The organism is Paenibacillus rhizoryzae (genome assembly GCF_059686995.1).
Genome location: NZ_JCAALT010000013.1, coordinates 88473 through 112613 on the forward strand (window position 1 = coordinate 88473; position 24141 = coordinate 112613).

Sequence of the window (24141 nt, forward strand, 5' to 3'; positions counted from 1 at the left end):
TCTAGAAGGCATTATTCTGCAGCTTAGCATTTTCATGCCTTTGGTCTCGACTACTTCAGTACCTGGAGTGGTAAGAGCGCACAACAAAGATGCCCCCGAATGGATCGGGGGCTTTGGTATTTACTTGGGAGCTGTCTTTGAGACAGCTCCCAACTTTTCATTTTTTTTACAATTCCAAACCTAGATCAAGAATCACATTCAGAGCACGAAGGATCATCGTTACCGACTCAGCGCGGGATGCCGTGGAATTCGGATCAAATTTACCGTCTCCCTTGCCGCCGATAATTCCCGCATTCGCCAATTGGTTGATAGGCTCTTCTGCCCAGCTTCCTACAATGTCATGGAACTTCGATGCACCTGTTACAGGGCTGAGGTTCATCACCTTCGAAAGAATAGCAACAATTTCTGCACGGGAGATCTCGTTGTTCGGCTTAAAGCTTCCGTCAGCGTAACCGTTAATGATGCCGTTAGATTTCAGAGCTGCAATTGCGCTTGCCGCCCAATTTCCTTGCGCATCCGCAAAGTTATCGGAACCCTTCGCCGTGATGCCAAGAGCCTTCACAAGCATGGTTGCGAATTCTGCGCGTGTGACTGACGCATTAGGATGGAACGAACCATCCGAATAACCAGTTACGAAGCCGATTTGTGTCGCCAATCCTACCGCTTTCGAACTCCAGCTTGTCGCAGCTTCATCAGTGAATGTGATCGCAGGAGCGGTTGCAAGATTGGTTTTGATAGCTTCTACGAGTTTCACCACATCGACAATATCACCATTCAATACTGGTTTCTCCGGTGTTGGTGTGGGTTCCGGTTTTGTTTCTGGTTTTGTTTCTGGGATCGATGGCGTTTCATCTCCACCGCCTGTATTCACGTTTTCTGGAATGTAAATCCAGTTCGCGTACAAAATTGTATCTGCTGTTACTACATTCGTTGCAAAATCCCATGGAAGCGTGCCTTCAGCATCCTGATACCAACCCGCGAAAGTATAACCGTCTTTTGTCGGCGCTGTTGGTTCTGTAACTGTAGTGTTATATTCCACTGGAATACTTGCCACTTCACTGCCACCCTGGCTGTCAAAGCTAACATTGTAGCTATTGGTTAGCCATTTCACGTATAACGTTGTATCTGCTGTTACTGTATTCGTTGCAAAGTCCCATGGAAGTGTACCCGCAGCATCCTGATACCAACCTCCGAACGTATAGCCCTCTCTCGCCGGAGCTGTTGGTTCTGTGGTTGCAGTGCCATAATCAACTTCCACAGTATCCATTATGCTTCCGTCTTGTTTATCGAATGCCACGTTGAATTTATGGAGCGTCCATGCTCCTAAATAAAGTGTACGATCCGAATAGATGGAGCTTGTGAAATCCCAAGGATTAGCAAGAGCCTCATCTGCGTACCAAACCAAATCATAACCGTAAACTTCCGGTTGCGTGATTCTGCGAGATACGATTTGATCTTGGACTCCGCCAAATGGAACATCGACCGGAAGTACGAAATGTACTTGATATCCGTTAATGACATCTTGGATAAGTGAAACATCGGCATAGCCGGCAGCGCTGATCGCGATACTGAAAGCTGCTGCTTTCGTGAATAGACTCTTATCCAGCGTGATTGTACCTGCAGCAGTATCTACTTTATAAGTGGAGCTATCTACAGGAGTACCGCCAACACTGATGCTTGTAATTGCGTTTGCCCAATCCGAGTCACTGAATTCAAGGGTAATGTCGTTACCCACGGCGTTATCCCAATCATCCGTTGAAACAATAGATGTGGCTAAAGCATATCTGGCATACAGAGTCATTGGTTTCGTAACAATACTTGCAAAATCAAATGGCATTGTTAAGTCTTGATCCGCATACCAACCGGCAAACCTGTACTCGACCTTGATCGGATCAACCGGTCTTGTTACGCTTCTTGTTACGATTTGAGGTGCAATGGAATCACCGCCATTGGATTCAAAGTTTACCAAATAACCGATCACTTGATCCGTAACGATTGCATCTGCATAACCTTCCGATTGAATCACTACATTCACCTTTTGCCCAGCTGTAAATAGGGAATGGTTAAGCGTGATTGCATCAGCGGAGATCGTATAGTCTGATTCACGAACCAATACTTTAGAACCAATCATAACTTTAGTAATATTGGTTTTCCATAATCCGTCATCGGTGAAATGCAGACTAATATCGCTGCCGACCGTGTTCCCAAAGACTTGTTTAAGAACAGTTGGCGGCGTTTTCTTCCAGCTTAGATATAACACAGCATTATTTGTCAGTGCTACAGTACCGTTAAACGTATTCCCGATTGAGCTTGCCGCATCCAGATAAAGCAATGGACTTACAGAAAGACCTCCATTGGTTACATGTAATAATGGACCTGAAGTAACGTTCCCAGTAATGGCGTCAACTACTGTTGTCATATTAGGGATGCCGGCTTTGCCGTTTACAAGTGTATCCCAGAAGTAGGTGTCTGTAGGACTCTTTAACGCCCCGCCGTTTAGGTCAATATGACGTCTATAACCTAGCTTGACATCATTGATCAACAAAGTCGTCGTACCGTCGATTGCTGTAACCTTCAGCTGGTAACCGCTATACGGACTTCCGATAAGGAGACTTGGCGCTTCGCTAAACGCAAACTTTTGACCCAGACTTGTTTGTCCGGCTAGTGCCGCTGCTGCTGCTGTTGCAGTCGTAAAGGTCAGCTTGCCAGCAGTACCATTCGTTACAAAGTCATACGTGCTTGGATCTAGCGTATACGTTGTAAGTGTCGATTCAGGTGCGCCATCATTCTTGATCTTGTAGAAGGAAGCTTCAATTTTTTGAATACTCGCCTTGCTCGTTAACCAAGGAATATTAGCGGCATACTCCGCAATGCCAATATCCAGATTCCCTTCGCCTAGCACCCAACCTCTCCCGCTGACAGTGGCATTCGTTCCGTCGAACTTCAAGCCATCTTGCTTCGCTTTATCAAGAAGAGCATAGTTTTGTGTAAAATTCATTTGCCATTTGCCATAAAGGGTAATGTCTGAGCTAATATTGATGCTTGCATCCCAGTACCTCGTAAGTGCCGGATCGCTGTACCAGCCCATAAAGTTATATCCGGGTCTTGTTGTTGAAGGATTTTTCAACGTTGAGTTTGCTACAAGGTTAGCTCCGTTTCTACTCTTCGAAGGAATAATTCCAACAGCAATGGGTTGAACCGGAGCTCCGCCTTGACTGTCAAATGTAAGGCCGTATCCAACGGCTTGCATAGCACCATATATCCCTTGCGGATCAGAGCCTACCGTTTTAAGAGGGTATATTGTACCCGTGGTGGCACCTGTTGAACTGAATTCAAACATATACAGCTGAGGCAAATAATTGGCTCCGCCTGGAGCAATGGCCGAAGCTGCAACGACAGGTGATGCATTGGTCTTAAAGAGATCTGCCTTAAACGTAATTTGCCCTGGCTGGCTGATGTCGTAATATTTTTGACCGCTGCCATCCAGCAAATCGGTGATGTCTATACCGGTTGGGTAGTCTTTTGTTTTCACCACAACTTTATTGATACCGCTGCGCCAATCTTCACCACTCGCATCTTCCGTAAATGTAAGTGTTAAATCTTTACCTACATGCGCCTTGGCCGGATCGGTGACTAACGGAATCGTAGGCGTCGGAATCGTTGCTGCGCCAATTGAAAAGCTGGTCGTTACATCTGTATAACCTGCGGCCTGGATTTTGACTGCATAATTACCGGCTGCCGGGAAGAGTGAACCTGGTAAAGTAATCTTAGAAGGCACAAAAGTCATACCCTTAATTGGATCGAAATAATTGTACCCCGCAGTGATGATTACTTTATCGGTTACGTCTGTTGAACCTAGAAGGATCTTCGTAATGCTGGTTCTCCAAATAACGTCATCCAGAAACACGCTGTTATTTGGTATTAATGTTATGGTCGCACCACTTTGCAAGTCACTTAACTTTGGAAGTGTCGTAACGGACGTTGTTTGCGATGGACCTGCGAAACCGAGTTTAGCCATTACTTCTTTCATGCCGTCTCCAGCGTTTAAGTCAATGCTACCCCCATACAGCTTTGAAATGGTAGCAGCTTGTTCCACCAAAAGCTGCGGAGTCGGCGCAGTAGGGATTACACCGAAATCAACTGCATTCTGATTCACTTGACCAAAGTTTTTGAAGATGAAATAGAAGTCATAATAGTCGATTGCAGCACTGGAAGATAACGGATTTTTCCAGGAAACATCAAAATTTCTATTGTTATTTAGGAAATTCATTTTAGATGTTTGATTTACTTTTACCGGGTTATTTGCAGCAATCAGGTCTTTGTAGTTTAAATACGTCTGGATTTCTGCAATGAGATCCTTCATGTCAATCACATTATCGCCATTAACATCTCCGGCTAATAATGAAGGCGTTTGACTAGAAGGGATATCCTTGTATTCTCCCGTTAGATAACCATACTTTGTTGAAGCAACTACAGGGGTTTTAAGGTATCCCTTAAAATGTCCCGGCATGGAAAGCTCGACGGAGTATGGTTTATCACTTACATCCATTGTAACGGCATAAGTACCGGTCATATTACCCAAATATTGAATTGCATTGTTCGTGGATGTAGGATTATCGGTTACATACGATTTGCCATCTTGACTGGTAACCATTACCTTTGCGCCTGAATCGGTCGTAATGTTTGTGAACTGTCCGCTAAGCGTATTCTGTCTGAACGATTCAGCAAACAAACCGCCTGTAATCATAGCTTGAGTCTGTCGCAAATAAGGTACATTTGTTGTGAAAGCCGGAACCCTCGACTCTGTACCTGACATCGTAAAGAATGTATTGTAGACGTTGAATTTCCATGGTCCAGAAATCGGGCCAGCGTTTGTATACGTTGCATCCAAATCTACAATGTTCATATCCCGATCAAGGGCGCCAGCGTCACTAATTCCTGATATCGTAACGTCAGTGGTCAGACCCGCATATTGTGAATGTCTATACGGCTGGCTTACTGTTAATCCAACAGTTGAAGGGTCAATTCCTTTGCTACTTAAATAGTTTTTATATTCATCTGTAAGTTTGATATTGGCAAATGAATAAAGATTACTATTTAGCATAAATTTACCGCCTGTCATGCCAATACCATGCTTCAAAGCGATGGTAACCTTGAATGGTTTATTGGCATCCATTACCGTCTTATCCTGATACACAGTATCTGTGTTTCCGGCAGATGTAACCGTTACATAAGGCGAGCCCTTTTTGATGAAATAATACTGCTGCGAGGTGGAATCCGTATCAGCCGCCCCGGCATAGTCGCTTGGGTAAACCCAGAAGTTAGTGCCTTCTGGCGTGATGTCCTCTGGAGAAACTCCAAAATGGAAACGACCTTTCGAATCCGTCTTGAAGATTACAGTTGGCCAATAACCATCTTGGTAACCCCATACTGCATTTAAGCCTTGATCTACCGGCACAGGTGTTCGATTATCCTCTGGACTTCTAACCGAAGTTTCACCATTATTCTTCATAATGTCGATGTTATTATCATATACGGTACCATAGAAACCTTGAATCTCTTGCCCAGGCTGATAGCCTGTCGGATCGATTTCATAAATCCCCGGCTTTGAATCACTGTCCATGGCGATCGTAGGCGCTGTCAAATCCACGTACAGCGTATCTTCTGCTCTGTAACGTTTGCCAGCTGTGTCAGTAGCAATCATCTCCACGGAATAAGAGCCTTCCGTAATGATCGCCGGTTTGGCTGCTATTCCGGACTGATCTAGTGATGATCCGTCATAAGGCTTAGTAAATGGAAGATATGCGCCTCCCAGAAGCATAGGTAGAGGACCATAAATGACACCCGGACCTACGCCGCCGATACTCGCAGCATTTTGAACGACACCTAAATATTTACCGTTCTTATCTTTCAATACCAGGTACATGCTGTCCATTGCACTATTAACAGAGAAGGAATAGTACGTACCTCCGGATCCGTTTGTATCCGGGTTCCAGTTTCCTGTAATGGAGAAAGGAAGTGTAAATGCTTTTATGTCTACACTCATATCGATTCCTTTTTCGGCTACGGTCACCGTAAAGGGAATGCGATAAGACTCCGACGAATCAGCGGCATTAACGAGATGAATATAACCTTCATAAGTGCCATCAATCGCGTTTGAAGGAACCGTAATTTGGGCTGTTGTTTTAACCTTACTGCCTCCGCCAACCGTAATGGATGTCACAGGTGCGTTGTCTGTAGAGAAATCGATCTTGACATCATTGCCGGTCCCCGTACCAACAGGGTGCGAAAGCGCAAATTTAGTGGTAATAAATTCTGTACTGAGTTTAAATGTTTTACTGCTTGTACCCTTATTCGATACGTTAAACGCTTTGGATGAAACCACGTCATCCGAGCCGTCCGTTGCACCCTCTCCTCTGCCTTTAAAGCCGAAGAAAAGACTGCCCGTCAGATTATCCACTTGATGGATAGTCGTATAATCCGTAGGGGTATCATACGTAGAGCTTTTTTCCAGCACTTGAATATTAATGTTAGCCCCAATAGCGCGAGCAGGATCGACAACGCCAGCACCTGCTTGATACACGCTATAAGTCTTCGAAGCGGTATTCATATCCTTGGCTGTATTCATTAATGCCGTCTTAACATCGGCAGGACTGTAATCAGGGTGAGCAGCCAGAACCAATGCCGCAATCCCCGCTACATGAGGTGTAGCCATGGAAGTACCGGACATTTGCATATACTGATTCGTATAATCAGGCGTCCCTGTGTCTTGCGGCTCATAAACGTCGAATGGAGCTGTAGACAGAATGTCAACGCCGGGAGCGACGATGTCCGGCTTAATCGTCCAATCCTTCACGGGTCCCGTTGAGCTAAAGCTTGCCAATTCGTCCCCATTCTTTACGAGCGGCGCGTCCAGAGCAGCCGGGAACGTAATGGTGGCATGATCGGGATCAGCCGCAATTGCTTTCGCAAGTGCTTCCCCTTGGATTCGCGTCAAGGAAACGGAATACGCATAATCCATACTCAGGCCCAAGTAATTCGGAATATAACCTTCTGTATCGGCATCATCAATATGATCCCAGATAATCATACCCGCTGCGCCTGCGCGATGAGCACTCGCGATTTTGGTCTGCATATACTCGCCGCCGCGTTTAACAAGAGCGATTTTACCGGACATGTTTTTTCCGCTGTAGTCATCCATCGTACCTAGACCGACATCAACAATCGGAAGTGTCTGTCCTTTATATTGATCGTCGCTTTGGATGAAGCTTCTTCCAAATAAACGTGCTTGATAAGACTTTGAGCCGTTCTTGAGGGTCATGACCGGAATGCTTTCCGGGATTGTACTGGCACCAACGGTGATTGCAAGCGCTGACGTTCCCGGGGAACCAACGGTAGCTTGACCAGGGCCTGCATTACCTGCCGCAATTGCACAAACAACGCCTTCAATTGTAGCATTGGTAATGGCAATGCTTGTCGGATACATAGGATCGTTCACCGTATTTCCTAGCGAAAGATTGATGACATCCATATGATCCTTAGCGGCTTGATCAATCCCGTTCAATACCCCGTCCGAGGAACCGCTTCCACCTGGACCTAATACGCGGTACCCGTAAAGATCAACTTTCGGTGCGACGCCGTTCGCAGAATAGACAGCATTATTCGTTGTCGTATTCGCGGCAATTGTCCCCGATACATGCGTACCATGTTCCGTTATGTAGTCCTTATAGTTCGCTGTAGGACTTACAAGTGGATTCGGTTGCTCCTTTGCAGCCAGCCAATCCCGATAAGTGGTTTCCATCGGATCAAGGTCATCCACGAAAGTTACATTACCTGAAACATCGACTGTATTATTGACAAAGTCATGTCCGCCTTTATAAACGGCCTTTAAATCAGGATGATTATAATCAATCCCGGTATCCAAGACACCGACTTTAATTCTTTGACCCTTACGAGGACCTGATTCAATCATACCTGTATGGCCTGCGGCTTGAAGTTTATCAATGCCCATCCAAGTCAGCGCCGAAGTAGGATTGCCGACAGAACCGCTTGTATCTGCAGCGGATGCTGAGCTTTGTTTAGGTACATCGAATTGTACAACAGACCAAACGGAAGCAACTTCCGAATTATCGGCAAGTTTATTCACTTCACTTGCAGGCAAAGATAGAGATACACCGTTAAACGCCTCAGAATATTCTCTAGTAATTCTCATGCTCGTGTTGACAGATTTACCGCCAACGATTGATGTGGTAGGCTGCGTAGTCACAAAGCTTTTAAATCTAGCGTGCGAATCTTTCACTTTTTGTTGAGCTTCGGCGTAATCATTCGTAAATGCTGTACCATTTACCTTAGCACCGCCGTTCGCCAAGGATTGCTTGATGATTTGGATCTTAGCCGGATCCACTTTGAATTGCACGATAACGTTAATAGGTTTGGAGCTGCGCAAATCCTTTGGATCCACATGGATTTTCTGTGCGATGTCCGCTCCGGTCAGTTTGTTAATGCTTGCTTTCTGCTCGGGGGTCAGACTGGCCAGAATGCGATTTACTTCATCTTCATTAAATGTCCCAGTGCTTTGCTGCTGCTGCTGCTGCTGCGGCTCGTTTGCGTCTGCAGCATGTACGCGCGTTAGACTCTGAGGCAGTACTCCGTTGAATAGAAGCGTACCTAAAGCAATAACGGACAGCATTTGTTTTGCTTGTCTTGATTTCATTTTCATCATGATCCTCCGTTTAACGATTAATTGCTTCTTTTCTTTTTCACAGTTTCCTGAATTTTCAGCCCCTTGAGTCTATGGCATTTCATTGACATAGCAAAAACAATAAGATACATTCGCATATGTGAAATTCTAAGATGCGGATTACGCGCAAATCTCTCTTATTGTACAAAGTTTCCTATTAAACTTTCGGTATGCCTTGAAAACACGCCATAAATAGGCCCGCAGTTCCCCCTTCTCTAAGCTAAATTGAGTATACAATGTCGACCAAATCCGACTGGATACATATATGATGTTTTGGATACGAATTTAGCTGGAATATTTTATTATAATAAAAAAGAATGCGTTATCACGTACATTGAAGGTGGTGTAACCGTTTTGTCTCAACAATACCTCCGGCAGAATGATTCCTTTATAGAAAAGTCAACAAGCTTAGCCATTTCGATCGGTACGAACGCGTATGCTTTAGATGATCAGTTGCAAATTACGTTTGCCTATCACAGCTCGGAAATCTCCCAAGCGCCTGATAAAAAGCAGCATCTTTCTATGCTGATCGATTCCTTGCGTTTGAATCGCCAGCAAATCGAAAAGACGTCGAATGGCATTAGCAGGTTTCCTCTAACATTAAATCGAAGCTTTTTAGTTCTTAATTTTGAAGACAACGCTTCGTATCCATTCTTAGTGTTGGGGCCGATTGAGACAAAGAGCGCAGAAAGAGACAATCATATTGTTAATCTGATTTATTGGTTTTACCATCCGCAGGCGGGAACGGTTCCGTTTCCTTTGCCGTTTGGTGTGCAATGGAATGAGGTCTCCAGACTTGCCAATCTATCGCTCGTTAATATCTATTATGAGAACGAATCGCTTTATCTCCCTGCCGAAGTATTCGCTTTAATCAAAGCTAAAATGGTCGTCGGTGATAACAGTGCGGTCGAGGATATTTTCAACACCAAAATTTATTTAAATTACTTTGTCCGCATCGTCCAGGCCAAAGCTGATCAATTACGTTCTCTTAAAAATCATTTCATATTAGCCTGCTCAGCCCTATCGCAAGTTGCCATCGACTACGGCGTTGAATATACGTACGCCAGAACGATTTCCGAAGAATATAGCCGAATTGCAGAAACCTTTTCGTCCAGTAATGGATTTATTACGCTGCTTAAAGAAGTAACGATGAAATTCACTTCCGCCATTGCCCAATTCTCCAGCCAAGTCCACTCGAATCTTGTCAAAGACATTATTCAATATTTGCGGTCCCATATGTTTGATAAGATTACACTGGAAGATGTTGCCAAGAAATTCGATAAGAATCCATCCTATATTTCAAGTAGACTGAAGAAGGAAACCGGCTTAGGATTCAATGAAAACCTGAATTATCTCCGAGTTATGGAAAGCAAGCATCTACTGTTGCAAACCCGTAAATCCATCAGTGATATTGCTATAGCCGTCGGCTTCAATTATCAGAATCATTTTGCCAAAGTGTTCAAGAAGTTCGTTGGCGTCTCGCCAATGGATTTCCGTAATAACCAATTAAAGGAATCAAATTCCGCCCGATAGCGCGTCACCGAATGAAAAATATTCATTACCTTATCAGGCAACAAAAGACCCCCATCCATATGGGGGTCTTCACATTAGCCACTGTTACTGAATCATTTAAGCTGCATTGCATATTATCAGAGTGGCTGCATCGTAAAGGAGCTGAATTGAGCAAAACCCTTTGACTCACCGTATACCCCTTTGGCATAGAGACCAATTCGCGGCGCAGTGAAGCACAAGAAGCGGTTGCTTCGTTCGGGGTACAGAAATTCCGCAGATAATGCGATGCCTGTTTCTTCAAAGACTAGTCCGTCTATCGAATAGAGCAGCGTAATGATCTGTGTTTTCGGCTCTAAACGGATTTTGAGCCAAAGACGATCGCCAGGCCGTATAGACAGGCGCCATGTTCCAAACGTTGTCTTTAGCACTTTCACATATTGCCCCACCTCTAAATAGAGGCCTTCGTGTTCTTGATTCTCGTGCAACCGTTTCACGTCAAAAGACTGGCCCGCCGTCTGGCCGAGCCCGTTTCGAACATTGAAGAACAGAAACGCATCTGTGTCCCGATACATCGTCATCCCGGCTTCCTCGCCCCTGCTCTCAGGATGGAAGGCCACCATGGCCGTCGCCTCAAATCCAAAACTCTGCCAGCGTCTCGTTACTATTAGCGTCGATTGGAGTGAGAATGGTATAAACGGTTTGCAAGCTATCCGAAGCCCTTCGGATGACAACGAATACCCGTCTTCGACAGGATATCGAACCCATTCCCAATCGGGGGAAAGCTCGGTACCGGAAAACTGATCATGGAGATCGCAAGCCGTTGCTTGAGCCACCTCGCTCTGCGAAAGCACTATAGACTCGCAGGGTTCACCTGCGTCTCCGACCGTGAACCATTCATCATCCGTCCATTGCACCGGCTGAAGGAACGTCTCCCTGCCAAGCGGGCAATAGCCCCCTGGCGTTAATGGCCGTCCTCCGAGGTGGAACATCCACCAGTTGCCTTCCTCATCTTGAACAAGCTTGCCGTGTCCCACCCGCTGTATTGATTTCCCGGAGTCACGCTGCATAAGCACAGGATTATGCGGGCAAGGTTCATATGGTCCCCAAATCGAGCGGCTTCGCGAAAGCGTTTCCATGTGTTCGAAGAAGGTCCCCCCTTCAGCAAGCATGAGGTAGTACCAGTCGTTTCGTTTCAAGATATGCGGCGCTTCCGGGGCAGCGCCTCCCGTTCCCGGCCAGACCTGCTTAGCTTCACCGACGAGGCCGGAACCGTCATGCTTCATTTCATGCACCCAGCCGCCGCCGAACACTAAATAGCGCTTCCCGTCGTCATCGTTGAAGATCGACGGATCAATAAAATGATGATTGAGCATGGTCGCTTCGCTGTAAGGCCCTTCCGGTCGCTCTGCCGTGAACAGAAGCGCCGAGCAGCGGGGCTGACCGTGGTAATAGGGAACGACAACCCAGAACTTGCCGTTATAATACGAGATATCCGGCGCAAATACGCCGAAGGAATCAGGCATCCCCGTTAGATCGAGTTGACTCTTCCGCGTAATGACATGACCGATCGGCTTCCAATTTGCCAAATCGCGGGAATGGAGAACTTGAACGCCAGGGAAAAACTGAAACGTCGACGTCACCATATAATAGTCGGAGCCTACCCTAATTATCGAGGGATCGGGGTTGTCTCCGGGCAGTACCGGATTGAAGACTTGCTGTTTGGCATCGATCATCATGGCGTGCTCCTTCCTCGAATCGGTTGCTCTAGACTTGGATTTGGCCAAGGCAAGTCGTACGAAGGTTCATTCACGTAACGCTCCATCGATAACCGCAGCGTAATGCCTGTTCCAGCAGGCAGCGAAACGTGCAGCCATTTCCCGTTTACTTCTACGGATCCCTGAACCTCGCCTATCTGGTCGATTATTTCTCCAAGGCCAAATCTATGCTCGCCGAATACACCTGCCTGAACGATTAATTCCCTGTCGTCGAACGAGCTCATATTGACCAAATGCAGTGTCATGGAATCCGCCTCTAGCTTCTCTACTAGGGCTGAAACTCCGGCAGGCAACCCCGGGCGTTCAGCCATCGCGTCAAAATATCGCACGCGTCCATGCTGCAACCCTCCATGAGAAATATGCATCGGTCCTCCCAAAGTCAGCTGAACAAGACCTTCAAAGTAGAGCGGACACATCTCCTGCCAAATGTGAATGGCGGAGTACATCCCTTCGCTATAATGCTCCGTCCAGCTGCGCGGATCTCCTTGCGGTGACCGCATTTTGGCCAATTGGTTGCCGATCATCTCGGAATTAGCGCTAAGAATTCGTCCCGGATAGTCCGGATTGAGTCCGCGGATATATTGAAACCATGGCTGCGTATTGCCAATGTAATGCTTCGTTTCGCGGCCTGTTCTAGGATCTCTTCCGGAGAATGCCGGCACAATAACTTCGTTCCAGTCATGGTCCTTCGCAATTCGCTCGACGCGGTCCAGGTCTTCGTCCGCCATCGACATCGTCCATAGATAGATCGGATATTTGGGCAGCGCTTCACGAAAGTCCGTCCAGCCGGAGTCAAAATGCTTATAGGGAACAAGCCATTTGCCGTCTTTCTCTCGTCCCAGCTTCCAATTAGCGTCCAACTGCTCCCTCGCTAGCCGCAGCCCATTCATATTCCCGGTTAGCAACACGGTATTCATGCATGCGTTCGTCAGCGGTTCAATAATCGTCATAAACCCATGTGGCCAGCGCCAACCGTAATAGCCGCCCCACCATTTGCCGTCATTATACTCTCCGATTTGCCCTGTCAATCCGATGTTATCGGGAATGATGCCTCCGTTTAAACGAGTCCGTTCCTGCCATGCATCCACATATTCGATCACCCAGTTTTTCAGCTTCTGATCCCCTGTGTGAAGAAACGCATGCGTAATCAATCCCGTTGCGTTCAAATTAAGAGGGACATCGCCGCGGTTCATTCGTTCGTTCATCATTCGGATGATGTGCTCATAGATGCCGTCGTTCGACCAAGCGCATTTCATGTTTTCGAAATCCACGCCCGGAATATCCTCATATGGGGCTAAATAATCGTCGAGGATGCCGCGGTGCGTGCTCCAATCCTCTTCATCGACTTCAAAACGCGGTCCTCGGCTCCCATTAAGCGGCGAGCGGATTAGCTTCATATCGGAATCATAGTTTGGCGCTTCCGGATCTTCCCCTGTGTACATGCGCGCGAAATTAACGGCGCGCTGGCGGTCCTTCAGCGTCGCCGGCCCCGCCAACCCAAGGAAATAGAGATAGAGATAGCCTTCTCCGTGATGCATCCAGTCATAATAGGCATCAAATTCCCGGTGAAGTTGACCGTATTCTGTCCACTGCCAGGTGATACCGTCCCAGATTTTGCGCGACACTTCATAAAGCTCGCTGCTTCCGCCAAGCACATAGAGCAGTGCCAGGTTCATGAAGCCCTCGTAAGGATCGTCCGATCCGTCCATACCCGGCCAATGATCAAACCAAATGAGCGTCCCGTCCGGATGCGTGTAACGTTCGACGTATTCCTTAGCCGCTTTGTTTAAGGTTTCGAATAGCAGCTGCTCCTGAAGCGCCCATTGCGGAGGGACTATGCGTGACGCCGCATGTACTTTTGGCAGCGCGTTTATTCTTGATGGCATTTCAATCACTCCTCTAAGAACTAGTCAAACAATGGCTGACCTTGGAACAGATCATAGACGCGCTGAAGTTCTTCCTCTTCCAAGCCCCTCCCATCGCAGTAGGACAGGTTGGTTCGAAGAGACGTTCGCGAGGATGTTCCCGTTAATGTCACCTGAATAGCGGGATGGCTTAAACTAAACCGCATGGCCGGTTCAATAAGTCCCTTTGGCTCCGACTTGCGCAGGAATCGCAGCTGGTCGATGCGGCTTTGCGCTTTACGCGAGATTTCCTCTTCCAGAAAATGAGCGGGAGCATCGGCCAGCATGCCCAGTCCCAGAACGCTGCCGTTGATGACGCCGATACCGGTTTCCTGCGCAAGAGGCATCACTTCATCCTTAGCCGTATGGTCGATCAGCATATAACGGGTATAGAATTGAATGGCATCGAAACTGCCTGTTCTCATATAGTCCATTAGTAGAGGAATAACACGCGTCGTTACGCCTGTGAAACGAATTTTCCCATCCTTTTTCAGCTGCTCGAGTGCAGGAACAGTTTCGTTCATAATAAGATTGACCGGTTGCGTTTCCACATCGTGCAGCTGCAGGATATCGATCCAATCGGTTTGCAGCCGCTGTAAGCTCTCTTCAACGGAGCGGATCGTGCTGTTGTAATCGTAGCGAAGATCCGAACGGACCGCTTTCGATGCGAGAATAACTTTATTTCTACGCCCAGCAAGCGCTTTGCCGATCCGACGTTCGGATTCGCCCATGCCATACTTAGGCGCGGTATCGATCAAATTAATTCCGGAATCGATTGCCTCGTGCACGAGGCTTTGCACCTCCGCTTCATCCGTCCTGCCAAAGTCGCCTGCAAGCGGTGCACCGCCAAGGCCGAGTTTGGAGACTCTAAGGCCGGTTTTGCCGAATGTTGTATAAATCATAGCGTTACCTCTTTCGCTGCTTGATGTAAACGAGGAAGATTGCGAATACCATTAGCTTCTATTAACGCACTGACAGGCGTTGTTTGAATTGGCTCCCAAGGGAAATCGCTCTTCAGACCGATCAAGCTCTGATTGATCGGTGTAAAACCGAGCGCCAAAGCAGGCGAGTCCGAATAAAGTCTAAAATCTCCATTCTCGGCATCCACGAAGAGCGGATCCTTGCCGAGTACGGTATGTGCATCGTGTCCATAAGCCACCTTCCAGTTCTCATAGGAGAGATAAACGGTACTTTTATCGCCCATAAGCACATCTGTTGAACCCATCGGCTCGTAAATGAGATTATGATCGAAACCCGCAATCCTCTCCGGCAGCTCACCATCATAAACAGTTGTATAAACGGGATTCCCCGCAAAACCTTCGGGAAGGTGTTCGAAGCCATAAATCGCGGTCGTATTATTGTTGTATAGGATGTTGCAGCCAAGCTTCAAACCATAAGAGACCTCGGCAAATTCTTGCATCCAGATCGCCCATGTCAGACCGTTATTCGCAATAATGTTATTAAATACCCGATTCTCAATGCCTTTCTCCATAATGCCGAAAGCATGTCCGCCGTGTATTCCGTATACGATGTTGTTCGTGACTGTCATGTAATCCGAGCAATCATCCAAATAGATGCCGCCGAACCAATTGCGCCAATGGTTGAGATTGACAAAGTCGTGTACACAATTATGATCGTATACATTCCCCGTACCCACTCCCCAGGATTCAATGCCTGCTCCGTCCTCGGAGTTCGTCATCACGTTGGAGATGTCATTAAACAAGATCCGATTATTTCGGGTATAAAGAAATTCATAACGATTGTCTCTAGTTACTGGCATCCCATAAATAGATCCATGATTTTCGAGGACTCCGTAACGATCGCCTTTCATTGAAATGCCATATCTCGGCGCTCTCAAAATACGATTATGAGAGATCTCGTTGTCACCGCTTTGATGAAGCTGTATACCGGAGCCTCGCGTCAGCTCGAATTTTCCGCTGTCAAAGATGAAATTGTTGGATACGACATTGAACTTGTTGACATAAGCATCTTCTGCAGACAGAAACGGTCCCTGGTCAAAGGACCAACCCGTTAAATAAACTCCGTTTAAACCGGAGCCTTCAATCCAGTTTCCATAAATCTCGTTATGCTGTGCATGCTTGTTGAGCCATATTCCGCACACGCCAGCATTCAAGATCTTGCAATTCACAACCATAATGGATTCCGCATTTTCCATATAAATGAGACCGTGCTTTGTTTCTTCACGCTCTGCGTTGCCGTTTACAAAATCAATGGAGTCTACATAATCAAATTGTTGGATAGTATCCGTTAATTGAAGCTGCAGTCCAATAACTTGGATGTTCTTTACTGGGGTAGAAGGCGAGCTTCCAACCATCCGGAACATATTTGTCATGGTCGGTGCGGCAATTACCGCGTTCGAGATATCTGCGCTTCTTGGCCAATAGAACAGTTCTCCTCCTTGTGTATCCAAATGCCACTGCCCCGGACCCGTAAGTGCGCTACTTGCATGACGAATCCCCCATTCAACGTGTTCGATTAAGGATTGAAATGACCAATTTCGATCAACCTTCGCTTTATAGACGCTAAATTTGATGTGCTCCCAGTTTGTAATTCGCTGTCCTCCGTAGAGAATCGGCGTTTCGCCTGGGTAATTGCGGTACTGAACGTTAAATCCGTTTGAACCGCTATCTCGTTCGTCAAGCACAATCTCGCTATCCAGATAATAGACGCCTCCGCGTATATAAACGACGATATCCTTCGTCATTAGGCCATTAATGGAGCGAACGCATTCGCGCGCCTTCGCAAGCGTCGCGAATGGTTCTTCTTCCGTACCCGGATTCCAATCCCTACCATGAACAGATACGTAATAATTCAAGTTCAACGTCTCCTTCAACCCGTTCTTGAACAGAAAGCGGCTATATTTGGAGCCCGTAGATTCCAAATATAGCCGCGGCGCCCATTGCACTTATGGATAAATCAGTCTGTTATTGAACGTGATATTCTGTATATTGGGATGCTTTTGCAGATGCGGCAGCCAGCTCGGTTTGAGCCCATTGGAAGTTTTTATCCGCACCTAATTGTGTTGCCTTATCGATCAGCTCTTGCTTCAGCTCGTTGAATTGCGCGTCATTCTTCGCGTATACCATTTTCCATGACATCGTTTTGAGGATTTCGCCCAGCTTCTGCTGGATCACCTTGATATCATCCGATGGAGCTCCTGCGAGCGCCACTACGCCATCGTCTTGAACAACCGTCAGATTCTTCTTGGCATAGTCATACACATTCAACGAATTATTCGCAGTTGCCCACTCCTGCTCGGCCGACGTCAGGTTCTTCTTCACGAACTGCGACCAGCCTTCATGCGTAATCGACTCGTTCGTTCTTGGATCGATGTTCCATTTATTTAGCATCAAGAAGCTTTCATAGCCGGCTGTGGAAGGATCGTTCTTCGCCACTTTTTCCAAGTATTCGGGCGCATACTCGGCTTTGCCGTTATTGAGCGTCCATGCCTTCCCTTCGACGCCGTTCATCAGCTCAGTCGAGCCCTGTACCGTCGCGGAATAGTTCAGCAGTTGGATAATACGGTCCGCATTTTTAGCATTTTTGCCGATGCCGAATACGTAACCGCCGCCGACCGGCAATTCTGCTTGTACAAGCATTTTCGCTTCGTCTTTCGGGAACAGCGGAATCATGCCTGCCATCGGATTGGATTTGACGAGATCATTGCCGTTAAAGATTTGCGATTGCCAGCCCCACATCGTCGTAAGCACACGGCCTTCTTTCGTTTTGCTCTCTGCATTCGGCCATTTTTGGGAGATCGAATCCGGATCAAGGATACCCTGTTGATTCGCTTTATGGAAGAATTCCACGCCTTTCATGTAATCGCTGGAAGGATCAAATACACTCTTAAGCTGTTTGGTAGTTGGATCGTATTCCGTGAATTGCAGCGTTCCCGAGTTCGCGCTGACACCCATGTATCCCGGAATCGTAAAGTCGACCAAGCTCATACTGATGGAATCCCAATCGCTCCACAGCTGCAATGGATATACTTTCTGACCTTTGTCATTCTTCGGATATTCCGCTTGCATCGTTTTCAATGTATTCAGCAGATCCTCATAGGTTTTCAGTTCCGGAGATCCGGCTTTCTTGTAGAGATCATATCTGGAATAGAGAGCCATATGAAGAAGGTTAGTTGGCTGACTGACGCCGATTTGCGATGCCAAGCCATACAGCTTGCCTGATCCGTCGCTATAATTGTCTCTCATGTATTGAAGCATCGAAGGCAGATTATTTGTGATGTCTGGGCCGTACTGCGCGACCAGATCATCCAAGGACATCAGAACGCCTGCTTTGACAGCGCTTTCGAATTGCTTTTTATCCTTGAACTCGATCAGGTCCGGCATATCGCCGCTTGCCATGATTGCGGAGAGCCTTTCGTCGAATTTATCGCCGGCGAAGATATGATCGATTTTCAAGCCGAATTTCTTCTCGAAGATCTCTGTTGAAATCTCATCGCTCTGAACGCCGGAAAGACTGCTCGGACCAATCAACGCCGAAATTTTGACCGGTTCAAGCGGCGCCTTCTCCTCAGTTGCAGTCGTCGCGTTATTCGAATTCGCCGCGTTCGACTTGTCGTTCGAAGCCGTATCACTCATCGTATTTCCGGTAACATTACCGTTAGTCCCCGTGTTCGAGCTTCCACAGCCAGCCAAATTTGCAGTGAGCATCGTAGCGATTGTCACCGCCGCTAAAGCTGAAACCTTCTTCTTCATTCTTGTGTGCCTCCCCATTTGTATACATGCGTCTATATTGTAGTTCTACCCTTTCACTGCACCTAGCATAATCCCTTTGGTAAAATAACGTTGCATAATAGGATAGATGCAGACAATCGGGAGAATAACAACCATGGCAATCGTCATGCTGACCGCGGTCGGTGTGAGCGTGAAATTCGAGGCCGATAAGCCCGCTCCGCCGTTAACCATAATTTTGCTGGCTAACGCATCCGCTTCCGACATGAACTTGTACAAGACAAATTGCAGCGTGTTTAACCGTGAATCTGTGATGAGAAACAAATTATCGCGCAGGTTATTCCATTGATTGACCGATTCGAATACGGCAACCGTGGCCAGAATCGGTTTGGACAGCGGTACTAAGATGCTCCAGAATACCCGAAATATACCGGCTCCGTCGATTTGCGCCGACTCCTCCAATGCGCTCGGGATGCTCTCCAGAAACGTCTTGATCAGAATGATATAGAACGGAGCAACGATGTACGGAATGATATAAACGGCGAACGTATTCATCAGATGAAGGTTTTTTATATTGATAAACCATGGAATCAAGCCTGCATTAAAGTACATCGTGACCAGCACGAACCGGTATAGAAATTTCCTCATGAACATGTGAGGCTTTGTGAACAAGAATGCAAGGAATGACGAGCCTGCGAGCGTACAAGCCGTACCGACAACCGTTTTGAGAATCGTAACCCACAGCGCCATGCCAATTCCATCAAGCTTGAGAACATGAACATAGTTCTGGACATTGAACCCCTTCGGGAAAACGACCAGCGCACCGGATGCTACCCATTTGTTATCGCTCACCGTAAGGACGAAGATGTAATACAAGGGAAAAATACAAAGCAGCGCGAACAGGATAAACACTGTACTGTTGATAAAGCTGAAGCTGTAGCTACCGAATGATGCCTTTTGTTTCATGATGGGCAATCCCCTCTTTAAATGATTCCTTCTCCGCGAACCTTCTTCGAGGCAAAGTTCACCGAGAACAAGAGCGCAATGCTGACAACCGATTTCAATATGCCGACCGCCGTGGCAAACGAATAATTATAGCCTGACATGCCGTTTCGTATGCCGACATTGTACACATAGAGATCGAGCACTTCGATGGAATCGGTGTTCAGTGCGTTCTGGAAAACCAAGTACTGATCGAGGCCGTTATTCAAGAAGTTGGCTATGCTAAGCATCATCAGTACGAAGAAGGTAGGCATCAAATGCGGTACCGTGATGGACCACATGATCCGGAACCTCCCGGCGCCGTCGATCCTGGCCGCTTCATACAGCTCGTTGTCTATCGAAGTAACGGCGGCTATGTAAATAATGGCTGTCCAACCGATCGTTTTCCAAGCCAAGTACGCCGTTTGAGTCAACCAGACATGGCTCGAACTAACCAAGAAGCTGATCGGATCTTCAATGATATGAAACTGTATCAGCAGCTTGTTGATAAAGCCGTCGGATTCCGAGAACATGGAGAATGCAAACGCATACACTAACGGCCAGCTTAAGAAATTCGGAAGCGTCGTCAACGTTTGAATGGCTTTCTTCAGCGGCTCAAACTTCATCTCCACGAGGAATAACGCGAATAGTAGCGGCAATACTTGAACGAGCAAGCTTAAGAAACTAATGCCTAGCGTATTCGACATAATCCGCTTCACTTCGTCGACCGTGATCGGATCGCTTAAAATCATTTTGAAGAAGAAGAACCCTTTGAACTCCGAATCGAACAGCTTATGGCCGAGCTTGTAATCGAAGAACGCGTACATCCATCCGTATAGAGGCAAGTAGCTGAAGACGAATACCAGCGCTATGAATGGCAACGCCATATAAAACAGTTTCTTGCCTTCCTTCTCGGAAACGGTTACAGTTTTACTGCTTGCTGTGCTGCTCATGGTTGAGTGTCACCTCCCTTGACACTAATGGTAACGGAGATGGAGGATGACGCTCAATTGTCAAAACTCTCGATCGAACTGTCAAAACTCTAGAGCCTTTTCACACGATCTTCATTTGTGCTATCTTAGATGCTAACTGGAGGGACCTGTCACATGTATAACGTGCTGATCGTAGATGATGAACCGATCGTAGTCGAAGCATTGAGGAAATCGACCGTTTGGGATGATTTTGGCCTTGAAGTAATTGGGGACGCTTACAACGGAATTGAAGCCCTTGAACTGATGGAGAAACACCGAGTCCATCTTCTGATTACGGATGTTCGTATGCCGCAAATGGATGGAATCGAACTCATTCGCAGCATCCATCAACGCGGATGGGACATCAGGATTCTTATCCTGAGCGGTCATGACGATTTCTTATATTTGAAGCAGGCAGTCAAGCTTGGTGTAGAGAATTACATGCTGAAACCTCTGGATAAGAACGAATTCGTTGCAAGCATCTCCGCGATAGCCGAGAAACTGCAGGATACCGCGAACCGTCAGATCGGACTTGCCGAACAGTTGAATGCATTTCGCGAGAACCTCCTGCTTCGATGGGTTACAGGTTCAATCTCAAGAGCCGAATTGAAAGAGAAATCACAAATCGCTCAAATCGAGCTAAATCTCGATTGTTTTCGCATTGCGTTAATTAAAGTACTGAGCGGCGAAGATAACGCGCAGAAGCACAGGGTTGCCTTAATGATCCGCGATCAGCTGGCTCGATGGTTCAACCACGAAACGCTGCGTTTGTCTTTCTGCGACTCTTCTCACGACGTGGTTGCCATATTCTCTGAACCCACTGAAACAAGCGGCGGCTCCCCCCTTCTAGGCCAACTGAAGCTGTTTCTTTCCGAGATTAAAGCTCGAAATGACCTCCAAATCTTAATCACGATCGGGCAACGGACAACCGATCTGCTTGGCGCAGATCTCAGCTATCAGTCCGCCAAAGAGCTGCAAGGCTACAGTTTCCTATTGCCTCCGAACAGTCTGATCGATTCCGACGATGATACGAAGAACCACTCCGGACAAGAACAGATACCGAGCCTTCCATACGAAACCATCAATAACCTGATTTTGGCCGGAAGGAAAGAAGAGTGTCTGGCATTGACGCGGGCCGCGTTAGGAGGTCTGCAAGACGCATCGTATCTCCCGCTTTCACAACTCAAGAATGAGCTGCTTGAGCTGCTGTTTCAAATCGCCAACACCGTGAAAAAGTCCGTTGTTAATCCGCAGCATGTTCCGGATCAGTTCAAGCATCTTTACCTTCGATTCGAGTCCTCTACCCGATTCGATGATCTGGCTAAGCTTGTTTATGACACTGTTTCCCTCGCTTCGGATCTCTTCGGCGATAAGAGCGGCACTGCCAACGCGACGATAAAACCGATCTTGGACTATGTCTTGCAGCATTCCAATCAAGATTTATCGCTAAAGACGTTGTCGTATAAATTCAATATTAATGCGTCTTATTTGGGTCAGCTGTTCCGGAAAGAAACCGGGATCTTGTTCAGCAGCTACCTGAACCATCTGCGAATCGAGAAGGCCAAGGAACTGCTGTTGCAAACCGACATGAAAATGACGGACATCGCAGCCAAAGTCGGTTACTTGGAACCAAGCCATTTTTATAAAATTTTCAAAAAGGCGACCGGTGTGTCACCGGCAGAATTCAAATGAAAAAACGGATACGCATCAAGCTGTTTACCCGAATCCTGCTGCTCTATATTCTGGTTCTATCCGTTGCCCTCTATATTTTCACAGGGTATGTGTCCAGACAATCCTACGCATTACTGAAGGAAGGACAAATCGGAATCCATCAGCAAATTATCGCAGCACTGCAGAATACGATGAACGACCGTACAAAGACGATTAAAGACATCCTGCTCAAAATATACGATGACGAACAGTTATTTGCTTATATCATGAGTATGATGGACGTTACAGACCAGTCAGACTCTGTGCCCTTAGACTCCTATGAGAGAAAGAACATGGCTTACAAACTCGAAGACCTATTAAGCCTTGACCCTAACATTAACAACCTCATCTTCTATAACAGCCATTCGCAGAAGGCTTATTTGTACATGTATGATTTGGACTATGCCTTCTTTGACCATACGGAAGCGATCCTGCAGAACATTCCCCGTTTACGGGATGCGTCACAGGAAAGCTTTATCATTCCTGCCCATCCGGGGGAATATGTGGCCTCCCAAGCATCCAAGAACTACTTTGACGTCGCCAGTAACTTTTACTACCCGAGCTCCAGTCTCTTTCTTGGCCGTTTCATCGTAGAATTCAGGATGGACGATCTGCAATATACCATCAATCAATTCGGCAAAGACATGAAAGGCTATCTGCTTGTGTTAACGAGGGATGGAGAGGTTGTGTTCGACTCGTCTTCGGCCTATTACGGGCGAAAATATCCCTACTTCGAGCAGCTCCGCCAATCGTCGGATTCCGTGATGTTGGCCGAGGACAGCATTGTCAGAATGGCCAGCTCCGATAAAGACCCTTTTATCTATGCGGCCGTATTGCCCAAGTCAGCATTGAAGAAGCAGCTGAATATTTTTAACAACTCCACTTATATCGCAGCCATTATTCTGTTGCTCTTCATCTTCTCGGTTTATTTTCTTGTGACTAGCATCATATCCAAGCGGGTTAACCGGATCGTCAAAGCGATGAGCAAGACGGTTGAAAGCAATTTGGCTTACCGGATCCCTTTAAACAATAAAGATAATGAATTCGAACAAATCGCCATCCACTTCAACAAAATGTGCGACAGCCTGCAGGACCATATTAATAAGTCTTACGTCTACGAGCTTCAGCAAAAAATCGCGGAAATGAAAATACTCGAGAATCAGATCAATCCTCATTTCTTGTACAACTCCCTAGAAGCGATCCGAGCTAGACTGGAGATCGACGGGAATGACGAGGGCGGAGAGATGATTCAGTCGCTCGCTGCTCTCTTCCGGGCATCGCTCAAAGCAGATTCGGTCGTCACTTTAGCTGAAGAAATCGAGTTATGCAACATGTACCTCACAATATTCAATGCGAGATACCAAAACTTCTTTCACTACCAGATCGAAGTCGAACCATCGATTATGGGGTATGGCGTCATTAAATTGATTCTCCAGCCGCTTATCGAGAATTACCTCATACACGGCTTCGACCGTAAGCGTCAGAACAATCTGCTTACGATCCAGGGTTATAGGAATGAGAATGATCTCCGTATCACAATAGCTGATAACGGAAGCGGCATTGGACCGGAGAAATTGAATGAAATCAGGCAAAAACTGACCCGCTCTTCACAATCTTCCGACAGAGGAAGCATAGGATTGTACAACGTTAACGAGCGGATCAAGCTTTTGTTTGGACCAGCCTACGGTTTGGATATCGAGAGCTCCGAGCTCATAGGAACGACGATTATCGTTCGAATCCCTTGCAGACAACCGCATGAGATCAAAGCGGCCGAGCTCGAGATTGGCAACGTTTAATTAGGCAAAGCAACACCAAGTAGGCCACCCCTTATCAATGATA

Annotated in this window: 11 protein-coding genes; 3 read left to right on the forward strand and 8 right to left on the reverse strand. The window is 46.8% G+C overall.

Going from position 1 to position 24141, the window contains the following annotated elements; translation table 11 throughout:
* Window positions 1-166: 166 nt before the first annotated feature.
* Window positions 167-8713: an InlB B-repeat-containing protein gene (locus tag AC6ESO_RS27580; RefSeq protein ID WP_497094208.1), complete on the reverse strand. Its 8547-nt coding sequence runs from the start codon at window positions 8711-8713 to the stop codon at window positions 167-169.
* Between the two features lie 381 nt (window positions 8714-9094).
* Between AC6ESO_RS27580 and AC6ESO_RS27585 the strand changes: the two genes are divergently transcribed.
* Window positions 9095-10273 (forward strand): helix-turn-helix domain-containing protein, encoded by a 1179-nt coding sequence (locus AC6ESO_RS27585; RefSeq protein WP_497094209.1) that lies wholly within the window; start codon window positions 9095-9097, stop codon window positions 10271-10273.
* A 116-nt stretch (window positions 10274-10389) separates the two neighbouring features.
* Here AC6ESO_RS27585 and AC6ESO_RS27590 read toward each other — a convergent pair whose 3' ends face one another.
* The 7 genes from AC6ESO_RS27590 to AC6ESO_RS27620 form a co-directional block, all read right to left on the reverse strand.
* Window positions 10390-11988: a glycoside hydrolase family 43 protein gene (locus tag AC6ESO_RS27590; RefSeq protein WP_497094210.1), complete on the reverse strand. Its 1599-nt coding sequence runs from the start codon at window positions 11986-11988 to the stop codon at window positions 10390-10392.
* Window positions 11985-13913, reverse strand: a complete 1929-nt coding sequence (locus tag AC6ESO_RS27595) for a DUF8034 domain-containing protein (RefSeq protein ID WP_497094211.1) — start codon at window positions 13911-13913, stop codon at window positions 11985-11987. The genes AC6ESO_RS27590 and AC6ESO_RS27595 overlap by 4 nt, the downstream gene beginning before the upstream one ends.
* A gap of 20 nt (window positions 13914-13933) precedes the next feature.
* Window positions 13934-14833, reverse strand: coding sequence for an aldo/keto reductase (locus tag AC6ESO_RS27600; protein WP_497094212.1), 900 nt, complete (start codon window positions 14831-14833; stop codon window positions 13934-13936).
* Window positions 14830-16767 (reverse strand): right-handed parallel beta-helix repeat-containing protein, encoded by a 1938-nt coding sequence (locus AC6ESO_RS27605; RefSeq protein WP_497094213.1) that lies wholly within the window; start codon window positions 16765-16767, stop codon window positions 14830-14832. Before AC6ESO_RS27605 ends, AC6ESO_RS27600 begins: the two co-directional genes overlap by 4 nt.
* A 109-nt stretch (window positions 16768-16876) precedes the next feature.
* Window positions 16877-18664: a type 2 periplasmic-binding domain-containing protein gene (locus AC6ESO_RS27610; RefSeq protein WP_497094214.1), complete on the reverse strand. Its 1788-nt coding sequence runs from the start codon at window positions 18662-18664 to the stop codon at window positions 16877-16879.
* Window positions 18665-18709: 45 nt separating this feature from the next.
* On the reverse strand, window positions 18710-19606 hold the full coding sequence (locus tag AC6ESO_RS27615) for a carbohydrate ABC transporter permease (protein WP_497094215.1): 897 nt from the start codon (window positions 19604-19606) through the stop codon (window positions 18710-18712).
* Between the two features lie 17 nt (window positions 19607-19623).
* Complete coding sequence (locus AC6ESO_RS27620) at window positions 19624-20574, reverse strand: ABC transporter permease subunit (RefSeq protein ID WP_497094216.1); 951 nt, start codon at window positions 20572-20574, stop codon at window positions 19624-19626.
* A 153-nt stretch (window positions 20575-20727) separates the two neighbouring features.
* Between AC6ESO_RS27620 and AC6ESO_RS27625 the strand changes: the two genes are divergently transcribed.
* Together AC6ESO_RS27625 and AC6ESO_RS27630 are read left to right on the forward strand one after the other, a co-directional pair.
* Window positions 20728-22284: a response regulator transcription factor gene (locus AC6ESO_RS27625; RefSeq protein WP_497094217.1), complete on the forward strand. Its 1557-nt coding sequence runs from the start codon at window positions 20728-20730 to the stop codon at window positions 22282-22284.
* A complete protein-coding gene (locus AC6ESO_RS27630; RefSeq protein WP_497094218.1) occupies window positions 22281-24098 on the forward strand; it encodes a cache domain-containing sensor histidine kinase in 1818 nt (605 codons plus the stop codon). The genes AC6ESO_RS27625 and AC6ESO_RS27630 overlap by 4 nt, the downstream gene beginning before the upstream one ends.
* The last annotated feature ends 43 nt before the right edge of the window (window positions 24099-24141 follow it).

Bases quoted from the DNA above. Each gene is read 5' to 3' on its own strand.
- AC6ESO_RS27580 (WP_497094208.1), bottom strand. From the start codon at position 8,713: ATGAAATCAAGACAAGCAAAACAAATGCTGTCCGTTATTGCTTTAGGT.
- AC6ESO_RS27590 (WP_497094210.1), bottom strand. From the start codon at position 11,988: ATGATGATCGATGCCAAACAGCAAGTCTTCAATCCGGTACTGCCCGGA.
- AC6ESO_RS27595 (WP_497094211.1), bottom strand. From the start codon at position 13,913: ATGCCATCAAGAATAAACGCGCTGCCAAAAGTACATGCGGCGTCACGC.
- AC6ESO_RS27600 (WP_497094212.1), bottom strand. From the start codon at position 14,833: ATGATTTATACAACATTCGGCAAAACCGGCCTTAGAGTCTCCAAACTC.
- AC6ESO_RS27610 (WP_497094214.1), bottom strand. From the start codon at position 18,664: ATGAAGAAGAAGGTTTCAGCTTTAGCGGCGGTGACAATCGCTACGATG.
- AC6ESO_RS27615 (WP_497094215.1), bottom strand. From the start codon at position 19,606: ATGAAACAAAAGGCATCATTCGGTAGCTACAGCTTCAGCTTTATCAAC.
- AC6ESO_RS27620 (WP_497094216.1), bottom strand. From the start codon at position 20,574: ATGAGCAGCACAGCAAGCAGTAAAACTGTAACCGTTTCCGAGAAGGAA.
- AC6ESO_RS27625 (WP_497094217.1), top strand. From the start codon at position 20,728: ATGTATAACGTGCTGATCGTAGATGATGAACCGATCGTAGTCGAAGCA.
- AC6ESO_RS27630 (WP_497094218.1), top strand. From the start codon at position 22,281: ATGAAAAAACGGATACGCATCAAGCTGTTTACCCGAATCCTGCTGCTC.